This window comes from Pseudomonas sp. NPDC090208, from assembly GCF_044746785.1.
Taxonomy (GTDB): Bacteria; Pseudomonadota; Gammaproteobacteria; order Pseudomonadales; family Pseudomonadaceae; genus Aquipseudomonas.
The window spans coordinates 32,658-51,050 of record NZ_JBIVCU010000002.1; the positions used below are offsets into that span (position 1 = coordinate 32,658).

An 18,393-nucleotide genomic window follows, 5' to 3' on the forward strand; every position below is an offset into this window, starting at 1 on the left:
CATGCTTGACCTCACCCCGCCGACGCCCAACCGGCTGTCGCCCGACAGCGACCCGGACAGCCCGAAAGCTGCCCGCGCGCATTTTCTCAAGGTGTTTCTGTCCCAGCGCCCGCAGATGGAAGCGCTGGTCAGCCGCCGCGTCGGTTGCCGGGCCACGGCGGCGGATCTGGTGCAGGACCTGTTCGTGCGTTTCTGGCGCCGCCCGTTGGTGCAGGTCGAGGAGCTCAACACCTACCTGCTGCGCTGCGCCGGCAACATCGCCATCGACCACCTGCGCAGCGAAGGCTCGCGGGCGCGCCTCTGCGAAGAACTGACCCCGGACGAGCCGCAGGGCCATGTCGACGAGCCGCAGGCCGCGCTGGAAGCCAGCAAGGACCTGCGCCATATCGAAGCGGCGCTGCGCGGGCTGCCGGAGAAAACCCGGCAGATCTTCCTGCTCAACCGCATCCACGGCCGCACCTACGCCGACATCGCGCGGGTCATGGGGCTTTCGCCAAGCGCTGTGGAAAAACATATGATGCGCGCCTTGCAAGCCTGCAAGGCGAGCCTGGAGCAGGGCGCCGCGCAGGTCTCAGCCCTGCGTGCGAAGTCCGAGGACGCCCGTCGATGAAAGCGCCAACGGATACAGCCTCGATGAGCAGCCCCTCGATCATCACCGCCGAACAACACGACGCCGCGCTGCGCTGGCTGGGCCTGTTGCACGACCAGCCCAGCGCGACCGATCAGGCGCGTTTCAGCCAGTGGTTGCAGGCCGACCCGGCCCACGCCGAGGCCTATGCGCAGGCGCAGGTGCTGTGGGAACTGAGTGAAGAACCCGCGGCAAAACTGGCTGATGAGGACGCGGCAGCGCTGGACGCCTTGCTCAAGGCCATGGATGCGCCGCCGGCGGTTTCGCAGCGTTCATGGTCGCGCTGGGGCGGCGGGCTGGCGCTGGCTGCCTGTCTGCTGTTGGCGGTCAGCATCGGCCTGGGTTTTCAGCCGCAGCGCTGGATCGACGATGTCGGTGCCGATTACGTGTCGGCGCCGGGGCAGGTGCGCAGCGTCACCCTGGCCGATCAGTCGCACATCACGCTGGACGCCGACAGCGCCATCGCCGTGCATTTCGCCAATGGCGAGCGGCACGTTGAACTGCGACGAGGCGCGGCGTTTTTCCAGGTCACCCATACCGGCGAGCCGTTCGTGGTCGACGCCGGGCGCGGCGAGACCCGTGTGCTCGGCACCCAGTTCGAAGTGCGTCGACAGCCTGACGGCGCGCAAGTCACCGTGCTGTCCGGGCGCGTCGGGGTCAAGGCCGGGGCCGACTTGCCGCAGCAGATTCTGACCCTGGGCCAGCGCGTCAGCTACGACCAGAGCCACACCAGCGACCCGCAGACGGTGGACAGCGAAAAGCTGCTGGCCTGGCGTCAGGGCTGGCTGAACTACTACCGCACGCCGCTGGCCGAGGTGATCAACGACCTGAGCCGGTATTACCCCGGTCGTATCGTCTTGCTCAACGATCAACTGGCGACGAAGAAAGTCAGCGGCAGCTTCCCCAGCAACGACCCGCGGGCGGTGCTGGCGGCGCTGAAAGCGGTGTTCGGTTTCGAGCAGTACGAAGCGCTGGGGCGGGTGATTGTGATTCGGTAGGCGCGGGCACCGCTTCCCACAGAGTGCCTCCGCCGCTTGTCCCTGTGGGAGCCGGCTTGCTGGCGAAGGCGGTGTGTCAGTGGCGAAAATGTCGGCTGATGTACCCGGTTCGCCAGCAAGCCGGCTCCTACAGGAAACGTATTGGCAATCCTGTTTGTGAGGAAACCATCGTTGAAAGGCTGGTTCGGCATCCCTGTGTTTGCCCTCTGGAGCGCCTGCGTGCAGGCGGTCGAGCCTGCCTATGATTTCGCCATCCAGGCCGAGCCCTTGCCGCGGGCGCTCGCCGATTTCAGCCGCATCACCGGCCTTGGCGTCATCTACACCGAGGACGTGCCGTACAGCGTCACCGCACCTGCGGTCAGCGGCTCGCTCACGGCGGAGCAGGCGCTGGGTCGGTTGCTGGGCCATTCCGGGCTGATCTACCGCCGTGCGACGGCTGACACTTTCACCGTCGAACCGGCACCGGCCAGCGGCGCGATCACGCTGGGGCCGACTCAGGTCGATTCTCGTCGCAATCCGCTGGAGAGCTATCAGCCGCCGTCCTCGACTTCGGTGATGCGCAGCGCCACCCCTGCGCTGGAAAACCCGCAAACCGTCAGCATCGTTCCGGCCCAGGTGCTGCGTGACCAGGCGCCGCGCAATCTGGACGATGCCCTGCGCAATGTCAGCGGCGTGACCCAGGGCAACACCCTCGGCAGCACCCAGGACACCCTGATGAAACGCGGCTTCGGCGACAACCGCGACGGCTCGATCATGCGCGACGGCATGCCGGTGGTGCAGGGCCGCAGTCTGAACGCCACCGCTGAACGGATCGAAGTGCTCAAGGGGCCGGCGTCGCTGCTGTACGGCATTCAGGACCCCGGCGGGGTGATCAACGTCGTCAGCAAACGTCCTGAATTGCAGGCCGCCACTGCCCTGACCGCACGGGGTTCCAGCTATGGCGCGGGCAAGAACGGCAGCGGCGGCGGCCTCGACAGCACCGGCGCGCTGAGTGATTCGGCGCTAGCGGGGCAGGGGTTGGCCTATCGGTTGATCATCGATCACGAAGACGAAGACTACTGGCGCAATTACGGCGTGCACCGCGAATCGCTGGTGGCGCCGTCGCTGGCCTGGTACGGCGAGGACACGCAGATCGTGGCGTCCTACGAGCACCGCGAATTTCTTTCGCCCTTCGACCGTGGCACCGCTATCGACCCGCGCACCAACCGCCCGTTGAATATCCCGGCGACCCGGCGTCTGGACGAGCCGTTCAACAGCATGGAAGGGCGCTCGGACCTGTATCACCTGGAAATCGACCATGAGTTCGACGACAACTGGAAGGGCCATCTGGGCTACAGCTACAACCGCGAAACCTACGACGCCAGCCAGGTGCGGATCACCGCCGTGAACCCGGCCGACGGTACGCTGACCCGCTCGATGGACGGTACCGGTGACTCGTTGAGCACCGACCGTTTCACCACCCTGACGCTCAATGGCAGCGTCAACGTCGGCGGCCTGCAACATGACCTGCTGTTCGGCGCCGACGATGAGTACCGCAAGATTTATCGTGGGCAACTGATCCGGCAGAAAAGCCGCACCACCTTCAGTTATGCCAACCCGGTCTACGGTCTGGAACCCGAGGGCACGCAAGTCAGCGCACCGGACAGCCACCAACTGGACATCCTGCGCACCGATTCGCTGTTCGTGCAGGACGCCATTCACCTCAGCGACCAGTGGATTTTCGTCGCTGGCGCCCGCTATCAGCGGTTCGATCAGCAGGCCGGCAAGGGCATGCCGTTCACCCGCAACACCGACCTCAACGGCCAGCAGTGGATTCCCCGCGCCGGGCTGGTCTACCGCTACAGCGACGCGCTGTCGCTGTACGGCAGCTACACCGAATCGTTCAAGCCCAACTCCAGCATCGCCGCGCTGGCCGGCGGCACGGTGCTGGATTCGGCGACGCTGCCGGAGCAGTCGAAGGCCTGGGAGCTGGGCGCCAAGTGGGAAGTGGCCGACGGCATCAGCGGCAATCTGGCACTGTTCGACATCCGCAAACGCAATGTGTTGGTGGCGAATTTCGATTCGCTGACCACCAACACGGTGTACACCACTGCCGGGGAAGTGCGTTCGCGGGGTGTCGAGCTGGACCTTAGCGGCCAGCTCAGCGAGCGCTGGAGCCTGATCGGTGGCTATGCCTTCACCGACGCCTGGGTGGTGCAAGACCCGACCCTCAAGGGCAACCGCCTGCAAAACGTGCCGAAGCACAGCGCGTCACTGTCGGCGGTCTACGACGCGGGCAGCGTACTCGGCGGCGACCGCCTGCGGCTGGGGGGAGGGGCGCACTATGTCGGCGAACGCGCCGGCAACCCGGACAACGACTTCGACCTGCCGGGTTACACCGTCGCCGACGTCTTTGCCACCTACGAAACCCGGCTGGACGGGCAGAAGGTCAAGTTCCAGCTCAATGTGAACAACCTGTTCGACCGCACCTACTACAGCTCGGCGGTGAGCCGGTTTTTCGTTTCGATGGGCGATGCGCGGCAGGTGGTGTTTGCGACGACGCTGGAGTTTTGAACGTTAAAAGTGTGAAGCGGACGAATACGGCTTCTGCCCGCAGGGCGTGGGAGCCGGCTTGCTGGCGAAGGCGGTGTATCAGTCATGCAGATGTGCGCTGGCACAATTGGTTCGCCAGCAAGCCGGCTCCTACGCCTTCGGCAGAACCAACGGCATACGCAAAACGCTCAGGACTGAAACGCCGCCCGATACGCCCCCGCCGTCGCGCCCATGGCCTGGCGAAAGCGGTTGCTGAAATGGCTGGCACTGGTGAAGCCGCATTCCAGCGCGATCTCGCCGAAGGGCAGGCGGGTGCTGCGCAGCAGTTCGCGGGCGCGGTTGATGCGGCGGGCCAGCAGGTATTGATGGGGCGGCAGACCGAAGCTTTCGCGGAACATGCGCGCGAAGTGGTACTCCGACAGCGCACACATCCCGGCCAGTTGCCCGAGGCTCAACGGCTCGCCCAGATTCTGCTCGATGAACTCCACCAGCTGTCGGCGCAGGTGCGGTGCCAACCCGCCTTTCAGGCGCAGACCGTCGCGCAGGCCGACCTGATTGAGCACCATGTGGTCGAGCAGTTCATGAGCCAGGCTGCTGGTCAGCAGACGCTCGCCGGGCTCGTTCCAGTTCAGGCGGATCAGCCGGTGGAAACGCTCGGCCTGCAGCGTGTCGTCGAGAAAGGTGTGTTCCTGCAACGCCAGTTCGCGAGGTTCGCGGTCGAGCAGGGTGACGCAGTTGAGGGCGAACTGTTCGGGGCTGATGTACAGATGCGCCAGACGGATATCGCCGTTGACCACCCACGACGACTGATGTCCGGCCGGCAGCACGCAGAGTTTGTCCGGTGCGCCCTTTTTGTCGGGCTGATCACGGCGGAAAGTGCCGGTGCCGCCGCCCACGTAACAGGACAACGTGTGATGGCTCGGCGCGTGATAGTCCTGCGCGTCGTGCCGGTTGTTCCACAGGGCTGCAACCACGCCATCGCCGAGCAATGCGCTCTGTTCCAGCTGCGCATGGGGCGAGCTGTTCAGCGATTGGAAGACCTGGAGGGTATCCAGTGGCGACATGGCGGTTCTCGGTAAACGGAATAAGGCGAGCGTTATGGTTTTGCATCCTACTCCGTAGACCCGGGGCTGCCAGCCGTCGAATGCTCAAAAGCGCAAGTTTTTGCAAATCATGTCATGGGCCGGGATTCACACTGGAGCCTCATAAAGGAGCCGGACCATGAACCTCTCGCTGTATCTACTCACCGTCCTGATCTGGGGCACCACCTGGATCGCCCTGAAACTGCAACTGGGCGAGGTGGCGATTCCGGTGTCCATCGTTTACCGCTTCGGCCTGGCGGCGCTGATTCTGTTCGCCATGCTGCTGATCAGCGGCAAGCTGCAGAAGGTCAACCGTCGCGGCCAACTGATCTGTGTGGCCCAGGGCGTGTGCCTGTTCTGCGTCAATTTCATGTGTTTCTACACCGCCAGCCGCTGGATCCCGAGCGGGCTGGTGGCGGTAGTGTTTTCCACTGCCACGCTGTGGAACGCGCTGAACGCACGGATCTTCTTCAAGCAGAAAGTCGCGCGCAACGTGCTGGTGGGCGGCGCCCTCGGCCTGCTCGGGCTGGGCTGCCTGTTCTGGCCGGAGCTGTCGGGCCACAGCGCCAGCCGCGAAACCCTGATCGGCCTGGGCCTGGCGCTGCTCGGCACGCTGTGTTTCTCGGCGGGCAACATGCTTTCCAGCCTGCAACAGAAAGCCGGCCTGCGCCCGCTGACCACCAACGCCTACGGCATGCTCTACGGCGCGGCGATGCTCTGCGCGTACTGTGTGATCAGCGGCACGCCGTTCGCCTTCGAGTGGAACACCCGCTACATCGCGTCGTTGCTGTACCTGGTGATTCCGGGTTCGGTGATCGGCTTTACCGCCTATCTGACCCTGGTCGGCCGCATGGGCCCGGAGCGCGCCGCGTATTGCACGGTGCTGTTCCCGGTGGTGGCGCTGAACGTCTCGGCGTTCGCCGAAGGCTACCAGTGGACAGCGCCGGCGCTGTGCGGGCTGGTGCTGGTGATGGTGGGTAACGTGCTGGTGTTCAGAAAGCCGAAGGCGGTGATGCCGGTGGGCGGGAAATTGGCGTAAGCCCCAACAGCATCGCGAGCAAGCTCACTCCTACAGGGGATGCATTTTCTGTAGGAGTGAACTTGCTCGCGATTGGAACTATCGGGTGAAACATTGTGGGATCGGATTTATCCGCGAGAGGCCGGTACAGGCGATACATCATTGCCGCCTGTACCGCCGTCATCGCGAATGAATTCGCTCCCACAAAGGGCGGCGTGCCGTTCGTGAGAAATTAGCCCTTCCACACCTGCCCATTCACCAGATCCTGCGGCTTCTCGCCCAACAGCGCGGCGCGCAGGTTGGTGTAGGCGCGGTCGGCCATGGCCTGGCGGGTTTCGTGGGTGGCCGAGCCGATGTGCGGCAGGGTCACGGCGTTGTCCAGCTTGAACAGCGGCGATTCGGCCAGTGGCTCTTTCTCGTACACGTCCAGACCGGCGCCGCGAATGGTGCCGTTCTGCAACGCTTCGATCAGCGCCGGTTCGTCGACGATCGGGCCACGGGCGATGTTGATCAGGATCGCGCTCTTCTTCATCAGCGACAGCTCGCGGGTGCTGATCAGGTGCTTGGTCTTTTCACTGAGCGGCACCACCAGGCAGACGAAATCCGACTCGGCCAGCAGTTGATCCAGCGTGCGGAATTGCGCGCCCAGCTCCTGTTCCACAGCGGTCTTGCGGCTGTTGCCGCTGTACAGGATCGGCATGTTGAAACCCAGACGACCACGACGGGCCACGGCCGCGCCGATATTGCCCATGCCGACGATACCCAGGGTCTTGCCGAACACATCGGTGCCGAAATGCGGCGCTTCGATGCTGCGGGTCCACTTGCCGGCCTTGGTGTAAGCATCCAGCTCGGCGACCCGACGGGCGCTGCTCATGATCAGCGAGAAACCGAGGTCGGCGGTGCTTTCGGTCAGCACATCCGGCGTGTTGGTCAGCATGACGCCGCGTTCGCTCAGGTAGCCGACGTCGTAATTGTCGTAACCGACCGAAATGCTCGACACCACTTCCAGCTGCGTGGCGCTTTCCAGCTGCTCACGCCCCAGCTTGCGCCCGGCGCCGATCATGCCGTGGACGTGGGGCAGGGCCTCGTTGAACTGCGCATTCAGATCACCCTTTTTCGGGTCCGGGATGATCACGTTGAAGTCTTGCTGCAGGCGCTCGGCCAACTCCGGGGACACGCGGCTGAAGGCAAGGACGGTCTTTTTCATCGGATAGCTTCTCTCGGGCGGTTCAGATGGACAGTGCGTAGCACGCTAACATTCTTGCCCGAGGATTGGCAGGGGGCTTGTATCTGGGGGATTGCTGAGGCTGCTAACGCAGCCTTGTTTCGCCTGCGGCGAGTTACTTGGAAAAGCCCCAAGTAACCAAGGGCTCCTCACCCCGCCATACGGTGCCTCGCTAATGCTCGGCATGCCCTCACTCCGGCGACGCTCCGTGGGCCCGCCGCGAATGGGCCATCCATGGCCCACGCGGCTCTCGCGGCATCCATGCCGCTCAACCCACTCCACATCGCCTGCGTTCGGCCTTCTGGGACGGGGCCCCAACATCAAAAGCCAGATCAAAAGCTGGCGAAACACACACTCCCTGTGGGAGCGGGCTTGGTCTGGGCCGCATTCGGACGAAGGCGTCCTTGGAATCGCTACCGCCGGCAAGCCGGACTGCTACGGATGTGTGGGTGCCAAACAAGGCCGAGGTCGCTACAGACCATTGTGGGAGGGAGCTCTGCTCGCGATAGCGGTAGGGCAGACGACCCTGCATTGCCTGGCCTGACGCTTTCGCGAGCAGGGCTCCCTCCCACAGATGTGTGGTGTTTGCGGGATCTCGGCGTGGTAACACAATCCACAGAGCCAGCACGACCCCCTGTGGGATCCGAGGTTACGAGGGTCGCGAAAGCGGTTTGCCTGACCCACCGCTTTCGCGGGCAAGCCCGCTCCCACGGCCTTCGGCCAGAAGCAAAAGCAGATGGCAGGCGCTGATCGTCCGTAGCAGTCCGGCTTGCCGGCGGTAGCGATTCCAAGGACGCCTTCGCGGGCAAGCCCGCTCCCACAGGGAGTGTGTGTTACGCCGGCTTTTGATCTGGTTTTTGATTTTGATGTTGGGGCCCCGTTCCAGAAGGCCGAACGCAGGCGATGCGCAGTGGGTCGAGCGACAGGATGTCGCGAGAGCCGCGTGGGCCATGGATGGCCCATTCGCGGCGGGCCCACGGAGCGTCGCCGGAGTGAGGGCATGCCGAGCATTAGCGAGGTGCCGTATGGCGGGGTAGAGAGCCCTTGGTTACTTGGGGCTTTTCCAAGTAACTCGCCGCCAGGCGAAACAAGGCTGCGTTAGCAGACCAGCAATCCGTCAGACAAACCAAGGACACAGGTTTTACGACGACTTCGTCGCCGCTCGCAGGACAAGCCAGCTCCTACAGGGGGGCGCGTAACTCGCCGTCAGGCGAAACAGGCTGCGTTAGCAGACTCAGCAATCCGTCAGACAAACCAAGGACACAGGTTTTACGACGACTTCGTCGCCGGTCGCAGGGCAAGCCAGCTCCTACAAGGGGCCGCGTAAGGCGTCAGACCGTCTCCGGCAACACATGAGTCTGCAGATCCGCCTCGTGGGCCGCCATGATCTCCGGCAGCGAACCGCGCAGGTACTCGACCCACGTCTTGATCTTCGCGTCCAGATACTGCCGCGACGGGTAGATCGCATACAGATTCAGCTCGTTCGAACGGTAAGTCGGCAGCACCCGCACCAGCGAGCCGTTGCGCAGCCCTTCGATCGCCGAATAGATCGGCAGCATGCCAATGCCCATGCCACTGCTGATCGCCGCTTTCATCGCATCCGCAGAGTTGACCATGAACGGCGAACTGGCAATGGTCACGGTTTCCCGGCCTTCCGGACCGTCGAACGTCCACTTCTCCAGCGGAAACGCCGGGCTCACCAGGCGCAGGCAGGCGTGGTTGAGCAGGTCGGCCGGCTCGTTGGCCATGCCGAAAGCCTTTATATAAGAAGGCGAGGCACAGACGATGCTGTAGGTGATGCCCAGCCGCTGCGACACGAAACCCGAATCCGGCAGCTCGCTGGCCAGCACGATGGACACGTCGTAGCCTTCTTCGAGAATGTCGGGCACGCGGTTGGTCATGGTCAGGTCGAACGATACGTCCGGGTGATTGCGCCGGTAACGGGCAATCGCGTCGATCACGTAATGCTGGCCGACACCGGTCATCGAATGCACCTTCAGCTGCCCGGCCGGACGCGCGTGGGCGTCGCTGGCCTCGGCCTCCGCTTCCTCGACATAGTTGAGGATCTGCTCGCAGCGCAACAGGTAACGCTTGCCCGCTTCAGTCAGGGCGATGCGTCGGGTGGTGCGGTTGAGCAAACGGGTTTGCAAATGGGCTTCGAGGTTGGAAACAGCGCGTGAAACGTTAGCGGTGGTGGTGTCCAGTTGTGCTGCGGCAGCGGTGAAGCTGCCAGCCTGTGCCACGCAACTGAAAGCGCGCATGTTTTGCAGAGTGTCCATGGGCCGTTCTCTGGTGAGATGGCACGAATTGTGACATGAAGTTACTGATCCGTGTCAGCCATACCAAAGGATTATCTTCCGTTCGGTAATAAAGATTCACAGAACTCTCGGCTTATCGGCGATTCGGGCGCATCCTAGAATCTCGGCTCGATTCACTTCTCCTCTACTCGGGTAATTGCAGCTGTGCCGCGTCGCATCCTCAGAGGGCTCAAGCCCCTCAGTGTCTGGGCTTTAACGTTACTCATCAGCGGCTGCATCGGCACCGGAGGAATTGCCCCTCAAGGCACTTCGCTTTCCCCTGACGCGCTGGCCACCGACGACGCCATCAAAGAGGCCGCCAAGGATGCGCACTGGCCGGATGGTCAATGGTGGCGCGCCTATGGTGACGATCAGCTGAACCACTGGATAGAACTCGCTGCCCTCGGCAGCCCGAGTCTGGCCATCGCTGCTGCGCGGGTGCGTCAGGCGCGGGCCATGGCGGGTATCGCCGAGTCCGCCGAGTCGCTGCAGATCAACGGCGACAGCACCCTGAAACGCCACAACTGGCCGACCGACCAGTTCTACGGGCCGGGCGAGCTGTCCAACACCAGCACCTGGGACAACAACGCCTCCATCGGCCTGAGTTATTCCCTCGACCTCTGGGGCAAGGACAGCAACACCACCGAAGAAGCCCTGGACCTGGCGCACATGACTGCCGCCGAAGAGCGTCAGGCGCAACTGGAGCTGCAGGACAACATCGTCCGCGCCTACATCCAGTTGTCGCTGAACTACGCCCAGCGCGACATCGTGGAAAACACCCTGCACCAGCAGACGCAGATTCTCGATCTGGCCCAGCGCCGGCTCAAGGCGGGTATCGGCACCCATCTGGAAGTCAGCCAGGCGGAAGCGCCGCTGCCGGAAACCCATCGTCAGATCGACGGTCTGGACGAAGCCATCGCCCTGAGCCGCAACCAGATTGCGGCGCTGGCCGGCAAAGGGCCGGGCGCCGGTGCGAGCCTGCAGCGTCCGACGCTGTCGTTAAACACCCGGCTGAAACTGCCGTCGGCCTTGCCGGCTGAGTTGCTCGGCCAGCGTCCCGACGTGGTCGCCGCGCGCTGGCGTGTTGCCGCACAGGCCCGTGGCATCGATGTCGCCCATGCCGGTTTCTACCCCAACGTCGACCTGATGGGCAGCCTCGGCTACATGGCGACCGGCGGCGGCATGCTGGAGTTTCTGACCGGCAAGAAATTCAACTACAGCTTCGGCCCGGCCATCAGCCTGCCGATCTTCGACGGCGGTCGCCTGCGCGGTGAACTGGGCGTGGCGTCGGCCGGCTACGACGCCGCCGTGGGTCACTACAATCAGACCCTGGTGACGGCGCTGAAGAGCATTTCCGACCAACTGATTCGCCGCGAGTCGATGGACAAGCAGCAGGGCTTTGCCGATCAGTCGGTGGCCGCTGCGCAGAAGACTTACGACATCGCCCTGATTGCATTCCAGCGCGGCCTGACCGATTACGTCAACGTGCTCAACGCGCAGACGTTGTTGTTCCGTCAGCAGCAGATTCAACAGCAGGTGCAGGCCGAGCGTCTGGCGGTCCATGCCGAGCTGGTGGTGGCGCTGGGCGGTGGCCTGATGGCCGGTCGTGATTCGCCGGCCCCGGAAAAAACCGCCGCGCCGAAGACCCCGGCGTTGTTGCAGGTGTTTGACCGGTGAAGGTTTTAGAGATGCATCGCTCTGAAATGCCTCATCGCGAGCAAGCTCACTCCTACAGGGGAGCGCGGTCATTTGTAGGAGTGAGCTTGCTCGCGATTACGATTTTTCAGCCAACGTAGGTCCGGAATTGAAATGACGACCGTCTTGCACTGGTTCAAATCCCTCGAATGGCGCCGTGAGCTCAACGGCTGGGCGCGCAGCGACGGGGTGACCTGGATCTACATCGCCAAGGTGCTGCTCGCCGCCTTCCTCACCTATTGGGTGGCGATGCGCCTGGAACTGCCGCAGCCGCGCACGGCGGTGATCACCGTGTTCATCGTCATGCAGCCGCAGAGCGGCCATGTGTTCGCCAAGAGTTTCTATCGCCTGCTCGGCACCCTCGCCGGGTCGGTGGTGATGGTGACGATGATGGCGCTGTTTCCCCAGGACAGTGCGCCGTTCCTGCTGCTGATGGCGCTGTGGGTGGCGTTCTGCTGTGCTGGCGCGGCGCGCTATCGCAACTTCCGCGCCTATGGCTTCGTGCTGGCCGGCTACACCGCCGCGTTCACCGGGCTGCCGGCACTGGCTCACCCGGAAACCTCGTTCATGGCGGCGGTCTGGCGCCTGCTGGAAATTTCTCTGGGAATCATCTGTTCGACGCTGGTCACCGCCGCCGTCCTGCCGCAAAGCACCGGCGCGGCCATGCGCAACACCCTCTATCAGCGCTTCGGCACCTTCGCCCGTTTCGTCATCGATGGTCTGCGCGGCGACAGCGATCCGCAGAAATTCGAAGCCAGCAACGTGCGCTTCATCGCCGATGCCGTGGGCCTGGAAGGCCTGCGTGCGGTCACGGTATTTGAAGACCCGCATATGCGTCGGCGCAATGGCCGCTTGAACCGTCTGAACAGCGAGTTCATGACCATCACCACGCGCTTCAACGCCTTGCACCAACTGCTCGAACGCCTGCGGCGCAACGGCGTGACCCCGGCGGTACAGGCCATCGAGCCGGGGCTGTGCGCGCTGACCGCACTGCTGGAACCGTTCGCCGGTCGTGCCCTGACCAACGCTGACGGGGCGAAACTCGCCAGCCGTTTGAGCGACTACAAGGCCAGCCTGCCCGAGCAGGTGCGCAGCCTGCGCGCCGAGTTCGTCAAAAGCGCGCCGAGCGACGACGCGCTGCTGGATTTCCACACCGCCTACGAGCTGCTCTACCGCTTCGTCGACGACATGCACGACTACGCGCAGACCCACGCCTCGCTGGCCGACCACAGCCATGAGCGGGAAAAATGGGTCGAGCCGTTCGTCAACACCACCAACTGGACCCTGTCGCTGGCCTCCGGGCTGCGTGCGCTGGCGGTAATGGCGGTGATGTCGTGGTACTGGGTGGCCACCGCCTGGCCGAGCGGGGCGACCATGACCCTGGTGTCGGCCGCCACCGTGGCGTTGTCGGCGACCACGCCGAACCCGCAGCGCATGTCGTTCCAGATGGCCTGTGGCACCGGACTCGGCGCGCTGCTGGGCTTCTTCCAGACGTTTTTCGTGTTGCCGCTGATCGACGGTTTTCCGCTGCTGTGCATGGTGCTGGCGCCGGTGTTCGCCTTCGGTGCGTTCCTCACCACCCGGCCGCAGTGGGCCGGGATCGGCATCGGGCTGCTGATCTTTTTCAGTATCGGTTCGGTACCGGACAACCTGACCGTCTACAACCCGTACGCCTTCATCAACGACTACATCGCCATGGTCATCGGCATGCTGCTGTGCGCTGCCGCTGGCGCGATCATCCTGCCGCCGAACAGCCGCTGGCTGTGGCGGCGTCTGGAAGACGATCTGCGTCAGCAGGTGAGTTTCGCCATCAGCGCGCCGCTGCGTGGCATTCGTTCCAACTTCGAAAGCCGCACCCGCGACCTGATGCACCAGGCCTACGGTCTGGCCGCCGGCAAACCTGCGGTGCAGCGCAACCTGCTGCGCTGGATGTTCGTGGTGCAGGAGATCGGCCATGCGGTCATCGAACTGCGTCGCGAACAGGAGGCGCTTCCGCCGCACCCGAGCTACGCCGAATCGCAACCTTGGCGGCAGGCGGTGCGGGCGTTGGGCCGGGCGCTGATCCGTCTGTTCCTGCAACCGGACCGGCACAATCTGGCACGCTGCCTGTATGCGGTGGATCACGCGATCATCTGTGTGCAGGAGGTCGACGAGCCTTGCCCGCCGCATTTCGACACGTCGCCGCTGCGGCGGGTGAAGAGCTACCTGCACTTCATCCGCACTTGCCTGCTCGACCCGCAATCACCTTTGGCCGCGCATGCGCCGGCACAAGCCGCGCAAGGACTTTCCCATGCCTCGTGAATTCGCCTTTCATGGCGTTTACATGCCGACCGTGACCGTGATGTTCCTGGTCGCCATGGTGCTTTCCTGGGCCCTGGACCGTTTCATGTCGGGGTTCGATCTGTACCGTTTTTTCTGGCATCCGGCGCTGTTGCGCCTGAGTCTGTTCAGCTGCATTTTCGGCGCCATGGCGCTGACTGTTTACCGTTGAGGCACATGGGTTCGCGATGAAAAAGCTCTTCAGTCTGATCGCCACATTACTGATTCTGGCGCTGGCCATCTGGATCGGCCGGCTGCTGTGGATTCACTACATGGACACCCCGTGGACCCGGGATGGCCGTGTGCGCGCCGACATCATCAACGTCGCTGCCGATGTCACCGGCGTGGTCGTCGATGTGCCGGTCAAGGACAACCAGCCGGTGAAGAAGGGTGACCTGCTGATGCAGATCGACCCTGAGCATTACCAGTTGGCGGTCAAACAGGCCGAAGCGATGGTCGCCTCGCGCAAGGCCACCTGGGAGATGCGCAAGGTCAACGCCAGCCGGCGCAAGGACCTCGATGCGCTGGTGGTGTCGGCGGAAAACCGCGAAGACGCCTCCAACGTCGCCAACTCGGCGCAGGCCGACTATCAACTGGCGGTGGCACAACTGGAAGCGGCGCAGCTCAACCTGCAACGCACCCGCGTGCTGGCGGCGGTGGACGGCTACGTCACCAACCTCAACGTGCACCGCGGCGACTACGCGCGCATCGGCGAGGCGAAGATGGCGGTGGTCGACAAGAATTCGTTCTGGGTGTACGGCTTCTTTGAAGAAACCAAGCTGCCGCATGTGAAAGTCGGTGACCCGGCGGACATGCAACTGATGAGCGGCGAAGTGATGAAAGGCCACGTCGAAAGCATCGCCCGCGCCATCTACGACCGCGACAACCCGGAAAGCCGCGAACTGGTCGCCGACGTCAACCCGACCTTCAACTGGGTCCGCCTGGCGCAGCGCGTACCGGTGCGCATCCACCTGGATCAAGTGCCGGAAAGTGTGGTGTTGTCGGCGGGCATCACCTGCACGGTGATCGTCAATCCGGAGAAAACGCAGTAACCCTGCGGCTAACACAGATCTATCTTGTGGGAGCGAATTCATTCGCGACAGGCCCGTTCAGTCGACAGGGATCTGGCGTCTGAAACACCGCATCGCGAATGAATTCGCTCCCACAGTGGGCCTATGTGCCCGCCATCAAAGTTTCGGAACACCTCGGACTTGTAGGCGCTGGCTTGTCCTGCGAGCTGGCGCGAAGCGGCAGTAAACCCTGACGACTATGCCTGCCTGACACACCGCGTTTACCGGTTTTACGACTGCTTCGCAGCCGCTCGCAGGACAAGCCAGCTCCTACAGGGGAGCGAGTTCATCCAGTCGGGTTCGCGGTGACTTATAAGGGCACATCCAGCTTGAAGCGTTTGCTGAGGATTTTCTCCAGCAACCCTTGCGGCAGCAGCCGGGCCATCAGGGGCAGGGCGCGGCTGCCGTTGCCGGAGCGCAGCAGGCGCGGCGGGGTGGGGCGTTGTACGGCGTTGAGCACGTCGCGGGCGAAATCGCTGGCCGGGGTGGGGTGGGTCTGCGAGGCATTGGCCCGGGCACGAATCCCTTCCCGCAACGGCCACCACGGCGATCCTTCACGAATCACCTGTTCGGCCTCATGGCTGGCATTGCGCGCAAATTGCGTGTCGATGGCGCCGGGCTGCACTTCCATGACCCGCACGGCAAACGGCGCCAACTCCATGCGCAGGGCGTCGCTCATGGCATGCACCGCCGCTTTCGACGCGCAGTAGGCGCCGCCGAACGGCGTTACCAATACGCCGGACACGCTGCCGATATTCACCACCAACCCTTTGTTCTGCCGCAGCAGGGCGAACAGCGCGCGGGTCACGCCGACGATGGAAAACACGTTGGTCTCGAACTGCCGACGCATGGCCTCGACGCCGCCATCGAGCAGCGGGCCGATGCCACCGTAACCGGCGTTGTTGATCAGCACATCCAGGCCCTTGCCGTGCCGTTCCAGCTCGGCGGCCAGATTTTCCAGCGCCGCGCTGTCATTGACGTCCAACTCCAGCGCGTGAAAACCGGCGGCACTCAGTGTGGCGACATCGGCGCTCTTGCGCGCGGTGGCCCAGACCTCGTGGCCGGCGGCCTTGAAGGCATCGGCCATGGCCCGGCCAATGCCGCTGGAACATCCGGTGATCAGGACCACAGACATGTCGATTCCTTTCTTTTAAAAAGTGGGTTCAGCCGGAAAAGCTGCCTTGCAGACGCTCGGCGCGGAATTCCAGGGTTTGCGGGCGGTAGCCGGGGCGCAGGGGCGGCAGCGGCATGCAGTCCTGCCACTGGCTGCCGGGCAACAGTTCGCCGGGGCCGCGATAGCGCGGGGCAGTATAGGTGTCTTCGGTGAGATTGACGGTATCGCCCGGTGCGTAGGCGCCGACTCTCCAGCGCAGCTCCTTGAGCGGTACGTCGTTGCCGTTGTCGATCAGCACCAGCAAAGGTCGCCCGGCCGGGCATTGCTGTGGCCGGTAATCCATGAGCAGCTGCAGACGATCCAGGCGTCGGCTTTCCCGGCTGTCTTCCCAGACCACCATCGCCGCAACGATAGCCAGCCCCGCCGCAGCCGCCAGCGACACCGGCAAGGCCTTGGCCGGGTAGCGCAACAGAAGGACCAGCCAGGTGAAGATCAAAACGGCGCCGATGATCATGGTCTTCGATCTCGCGAAATGCACGAGTGGGCATCGTACCGAAAGGTGCGGACACAGACCAAATGGCAGTTGCACGCAGATTGTAGGAGCCGGCTTGCTGGCGAACAGGTTTGTCAGTCGACATCAATGCCACGGATCCGCCACATTCGCCAGCAAGCCGGCTCCCACGGCCTTCGGCCAGAAGCAGATAGCAGAGCCCGCAGGGGATTGCGCAATGCCACGGATTTCGGGGGAGTCTTCAATGGTCACGCAAAAAAAGCCCCCACCCCCACTCTGCGGATGGGGAGTACGCAGAGGAGGGGGAGGGACACTGCAAAACGTGAAGCGGTCAGCGATCAGCGGGCGATGGTCTGGGTCCGGACGCCGGCTTCGATACCCGGTGTGGAGCGGCCGTAGACGTCTTCGAAACGCTCGATGTCGTCTTCGCCCAGGTAGCTGCCGGATTGCACTTCGATGATTTCCAGCGGGATCTTGCCCGGGTTGCGCAGGCGGTGAACCGAGGCGATCGGGATGTAGGTCGACTGGTTCTCGGTGAGCAGGAACACGTTCTCGTCACAGGTGACCTGCGCGGTGCCCGACACCACGATCCAGTGCTCGGCGCGGTGGTGGTGCATCTGCAGCGACAGGCTGGCGCCCGGCTTGACCGAGATGCGCTTGACCTGGAAGCGGCCGCCCATGTCCACCGAGTCGTACGAGCCCCACGGGCGGTAGACTTCCAGGTGGTTCTGGGTTTCGGTGCGACCCTGCTCGTTGAGGGTGTTGACCATCTGCTTGACGCCCTGAACCTTGTCCTTGTGGGCGATCATCATGGCGTCCTTGGTTTCCACCACGACGATGTTGTCCAGGCCGATCACCGACACCAGCTTGCCGTTGCCGTGGATCATGCAGTTGCGGCTGTCCTGGATGACCACGTCACCCTTGGCAACGTTGCCGTTTTCGTCTTTCTGGTGCACGTCCCACAGCGACGACCAGCAACCGACGTCGCTCCAGCCGGCGTCCAGCGGCACCACGCAGGCGCGCTGGGTCTTTTCCATCACCGAGTAGTCGATGGAGTTGTCCGGGCAGCAGGCGAAGCTGGCCTGATCCAGTTCGATGTTGTCGGCGTCGTGCTTGCTGCGTTCCAGGGTCAGCAGGCAGTTGTCGTAGATGTCCGGATCGTGCTTTTTCAGTTCTTCCAGATAACGGCTGGCGCGGAACAGGAACATGCCGCTGTTCCAGTAGTAGCCGCCGGCTTCGACGAATTCCTGGGCGCGTTTTTCGTCAGGCTTCTCGACGAACTGAGCAACGCGGGCGACGCCCTCCGGCAGCAGCGCGTCGGCAGTGGAGCGGATGTAGCCATAGCCGGTTTCCGGCTTGGTGGCCGGCACGCCGAACAGCACCATCTCGCCACGTTCGGCGGCGACGGTGGCCAGGGCCAGCGCGCGTTGCAGGGCTTTCTGGTCGTCGATGACGTGGTCGGCTGGCAGCACCAGCATCAGCTCGTCACGGCCTTCGTTGGCCAGCATCATCGCGGCAATCGCCACGGCCGGCGCGGTGTTGCGGCCGAACGGTTCCATGATGATCGCCTGGGTGTCGATGTTCAGCGCATTGAGCTGCTCGCCGACGATGAAACGATGGTCCTTGTTGCACACCACGACCGGGTGCTGCATGCCATCGAACTGCAGACGCTCCAGGGTCTGCTGGAACAGGGTGTGTTCGCCGGTCAGGGCCAGGAACTGTTTCGGGTACTGTTTGCGCGAAAGAGGCCAGAGTCGGGAACCGCTGCCACCTGACAAGATCACTGGAATCATTTTGTTTCTCCAAATAGCAATAGCGTTTGAATGGGCTATACGTCGGTTTTTGTCTGTCGTTTCGGTGTTTCTTGTTCTGCTGATTCCTTGTAGGAGTGAGCTTGCTCGCGA

At 63.5% G+C, this 18,393-nt stretch carries 14 protein-coding genes; 8 read left to right on the forward strand and 6 right to left on the reverse strand.

The genetic code is table 11. The features are described 5' to 3' along the window. Nucleotide 1 precedes the first annotated feature (1 nt). The 3 genes from ACIPL0_RS03205 to ACIPL0_RS03215 all read left to right on the forward strand — a co-directional run bounded on the left by ACIPL0_RS03205 (nt 2) and on the right by ACIPL0_RS03215 (nt 4,179). Nucleotides 2-610, forward strand: coding sequence for an RNA polymerase sigma factor (locus tag ACIPL0_RS03205; protein WP_400593791.1), 609 nt, complete (start codon nt 2-4; stop codon nt 608-610). Nucleotides 611-633: 23 nt separating this feature from the next. Beyond that, nucleotides 634-1,626 (forward strand): FecR family protein, encoded by a 993-nt coding sequence (locus ACIPL0_RS03210; protein WP_400593788.1) that lies wholly within the window; start codon nt 634-636, stop codon nt 1,624-1,626. A 171-nt stretch (nt 1,627-1,797) separates the two neighbouring features. Continuing rightward, nucleotides 1,798-4,179, forward strand: a complete 2,382-nt coding sequence (locus tag ACIPL0_RS03215; RefSeq protein WP_400593786.1) for a TonB-dependent siderophore receptor — start codon at nt 1,798-1,800, stop codon at nt 4,177-4,179. Nucleotides 4,180-4,346: 167 nt separating this feature from the next. On the opposite strand, the gene ACIPL0_RS03220 is transcribed toward ACIPL0_RS03215, so the two are convergent. Continuing rightward, nucleotides 4,347-5,222: a helix-turn-helix domain-containing protein gene (locus ACIPL0_RS03220; RefSeq protein WP_400593783.1), complete on the reverse strand. Its 876-nt coding sequence runs from the start codon at nt 5,220-5,222 to the stop codon at nt 4,347-4,349. Nucleotides 5,223-5,379: 157 nt separating this feature from the next. Here ACIPL0_RS03220 and ACIPL0_RS03225 point away from each other — a divergent pair, with 157 nt between their 5' ends. Beyond that, a complete protein-coding gene (locus ACIPL0_RS03225; protein ID WP_400593780.1) occupies nt 5,380-6,279 on the forward strand; it encodes a DMT family transporter in 900 nt (299 codons plus the stop codon). Nucleotides 6,280-6,490: 211 nt separating this feature from the next. Here the strand turns inward: ACIPL0_RS03225 and ACIPL0_RS03230 are convergent, their stop codons facing one another. Together ACIPL0_RS03230 and ACIPL0_RS03235 are read right to left on the reverse strand one after the other, a co-directional pair. Then, complete coding sequence (locus ACIPL0_RS03230; protein ID WP_400593777.1) at nt 6,491-7,465, reverse strand: 2-hydroxyacid dehydrogenase; 975 nt, start codon at nt 7,463-7,465, stop codon at nt 6,491-6,493. A 1,349-nt stretch (nt 7,466-8,814) separates the two neighbouring features. Next, nucleotides 8,815-9,762 carry a LysR family transcriptional regulator gene (locus ACIPL0_RS03235; protein WP_400593774.1) on the reverse strand — a complete coding sequence of 316 codons (948 nt, stop codon included), beginning with the start codon at nt 9,760-9,762 and terminating at the stop codon, nt 8,815-8,817. Between the two features lie 183 nt (nt 9,763-9,945). Between ACIPL0_RS03235 and ACIPL0_RS03240 the strand changes: the two genes are divergently transcribed. From ACIPL0_RS03240 to ACIPL0_RS03255, 4 genes are all read left to right on the forward strand, one after another. After that, entirely contained in the window at nt 9,946-11,457 is a 1,512-nt protein-coding gene (locus ACIPL0_RS03240; RefSeq protein WP_400593771.1) for an efflux transporter outer membrane subunit, read from the forward strand. Between the two features lie 132 nt (nt 11,458-11,589). Next, nucleotides 11,590-13,776: an FUSC family protein gene (locus tag ACIPL0_RS03245; RefSeq protein ID WP_400593768.1), complete on the forward strand. Its 2,187-nt coding sequence runs from the start codon at nt 11,590-11,592 to the stop codon at nt 13,774-13,776. After that, entirely contained in the window at nt 13,766-13,966 is a 201-nt protein-coding gene (locus ACIPL0_RS03250; RefSeq protein ID WP_400593765.1) for a DUF1656 domain-containing protein, read from the forward strand. The genes ACIPL0_RS03245 and ACIPL0_RS03250 overlap by 11 nt, the downstream gene beginning before the upstream one ends. Before the next feature lie 16 nt (nt 13,967-13,982). Further along, nucleotides 13,983-14,846: an efflux RND transporter periplasmic adaptor subunit gene (locus tag ACIPL0_RS03255; RefSeq protein ID WP_400593762.1), complete on the forward strand. Its 864-nt coding sequence runs from the start codon at nt 13,983-13,985 to the stop codon at nt 14,844-14,846. A gap of 328 nt (nt 14,847-15,174) precedes the next feature. Here the strand turns inward: ACIPL0_RS03255 and ACIPL0_RS03260 are convergent, their stop codons facing one another. From ACIPL0_RS03260 to ACIPL0_RS03270, 3 genes are all read right to left on the reverse strand, one after another. After that, complete coding sequence (locus tag ACIPL0_RS03260) at nt 15,175-15,999, reverse strand: SDR family oxidoreductase (RefSeq protein ID WP_400593759.1); 825 nt, start codon at nt 15,997-15,999, stop codon at nt 15,175-15,177. 28 nt (nt 16,000-16,027) lie between these two features. Beyond that, entirely contained in the window at nt 16,028-16,492 is a 465-nt protein-coding gene (locus ACIPL0_RS03265) for a multidrug transporter (protein WP_400593756.1), read from the reverse strand. Between the two features lie 335 nt (nt 16,493-16,827). Next, a complete protein-coding gene (locus tag ACIPL0_RS03270) occupies nt 16,828-18,282 on the reverse strand; it encodes a mannose-1-phosphate guanylyltransferase/mannose-6-phosphate isomerase (protein WP_400593753.1) in 1,455 nt (484 codons plus the stop codon). Nucleotides 18,283-18,393 lie beyond the last annotated feature (111 nt).

Excerpts from the sequence above, each read along its gene's own strand:
- ACIPL0_RS03205 (WP_400593791.1), top strand. The coding sequence starts at position 2 with ATGCTTGACCTCACCCCGCCGACGCCCAACCGGCTGTCGCCCGACAGC.
- ACIPL0_RS03220 (WP_400593783.1), bottom strand. The coding sequence starts at position 5,222 with ATGTCGCCACTGGATACCCTCCAGGTCTTCCAATCGCTGAACAGCTCG.
- ACIPL0_RS03210 (WP_400593788.1), top strand. The coding sequence starts at position 634 with ATGAGCAGCCCCTCGATCATCACCGCCGAACAACACGACGCCGCGCTG.
- ACIPL0_RS03245 (WP_400593768.1), top strand. The coding sequence starts at position 11,590 with ATGACGACCGTCTTGCACTGGTTCAAATCCCTCGAATGGCGCCGTGAG.
- ACIPL0_RS03260 (WP_400593759.1), bottom strand. The coding sequence starts at position 15,999 with ATGTCTGTGGTCCTGATCACCGGATGTTCCAGCGGCATTGGCCGGGCC.
- ACIPL0_RS03255 (WP_400593762.1), top strand. The coding sequence starts at position 13,983 with ATGAAAAAGCTCTTCAGTCTGATCGCCACATTACTGATTCTGGCGCTG.
- ACIPL0_RS03230 (WP_400593777.1), bottom strand. The coding sequence starts at position 7,465 with ATGAAAAAGACCGTCCTTGCCTTCAGCCGCGTGTCCCCGGAGTTGGCC.
- ACIPL0_RS03265 (WP_400593756.1), bottom strand. The coding sequence starts at position 16,492 with ATGATCATCGGCGCCGTTTTGATCTTCACCTGGCTGGTCCTTCTGTTG.
- ACIPL0_RS03270 (WP_400593753.1), bottom strand. The coding sequence starts at position 18,282 with ATGATTCCAGTGATCTTGTCAGGTGGCAGCGGTTCCCGACTCTGGCCT.
- ACIPL0_RS03225 (WP_400593780.1), top strand. The coding sequence starts at position 5,380 with ATGAACCTCTCGCTGTATCTACTCACCGTCCTGATCTGGGGCACCACC.
- ACIPL0_RS03250 (WP_400593765.1), top strand. The coding sequence starts at position 13,766 with ATGCCTCGTGAATTCGCCTTTCATGGCGTTTACATGCCGACCGTGACC.
- ACIPL0_RS03235 (WP_400593774.1), bottom strand. The coding sequence starts at position 9,762 with ATGGACACTCTGCAAAACATGCGCGCTTTCAGTTGCGTGGCACAGGCT.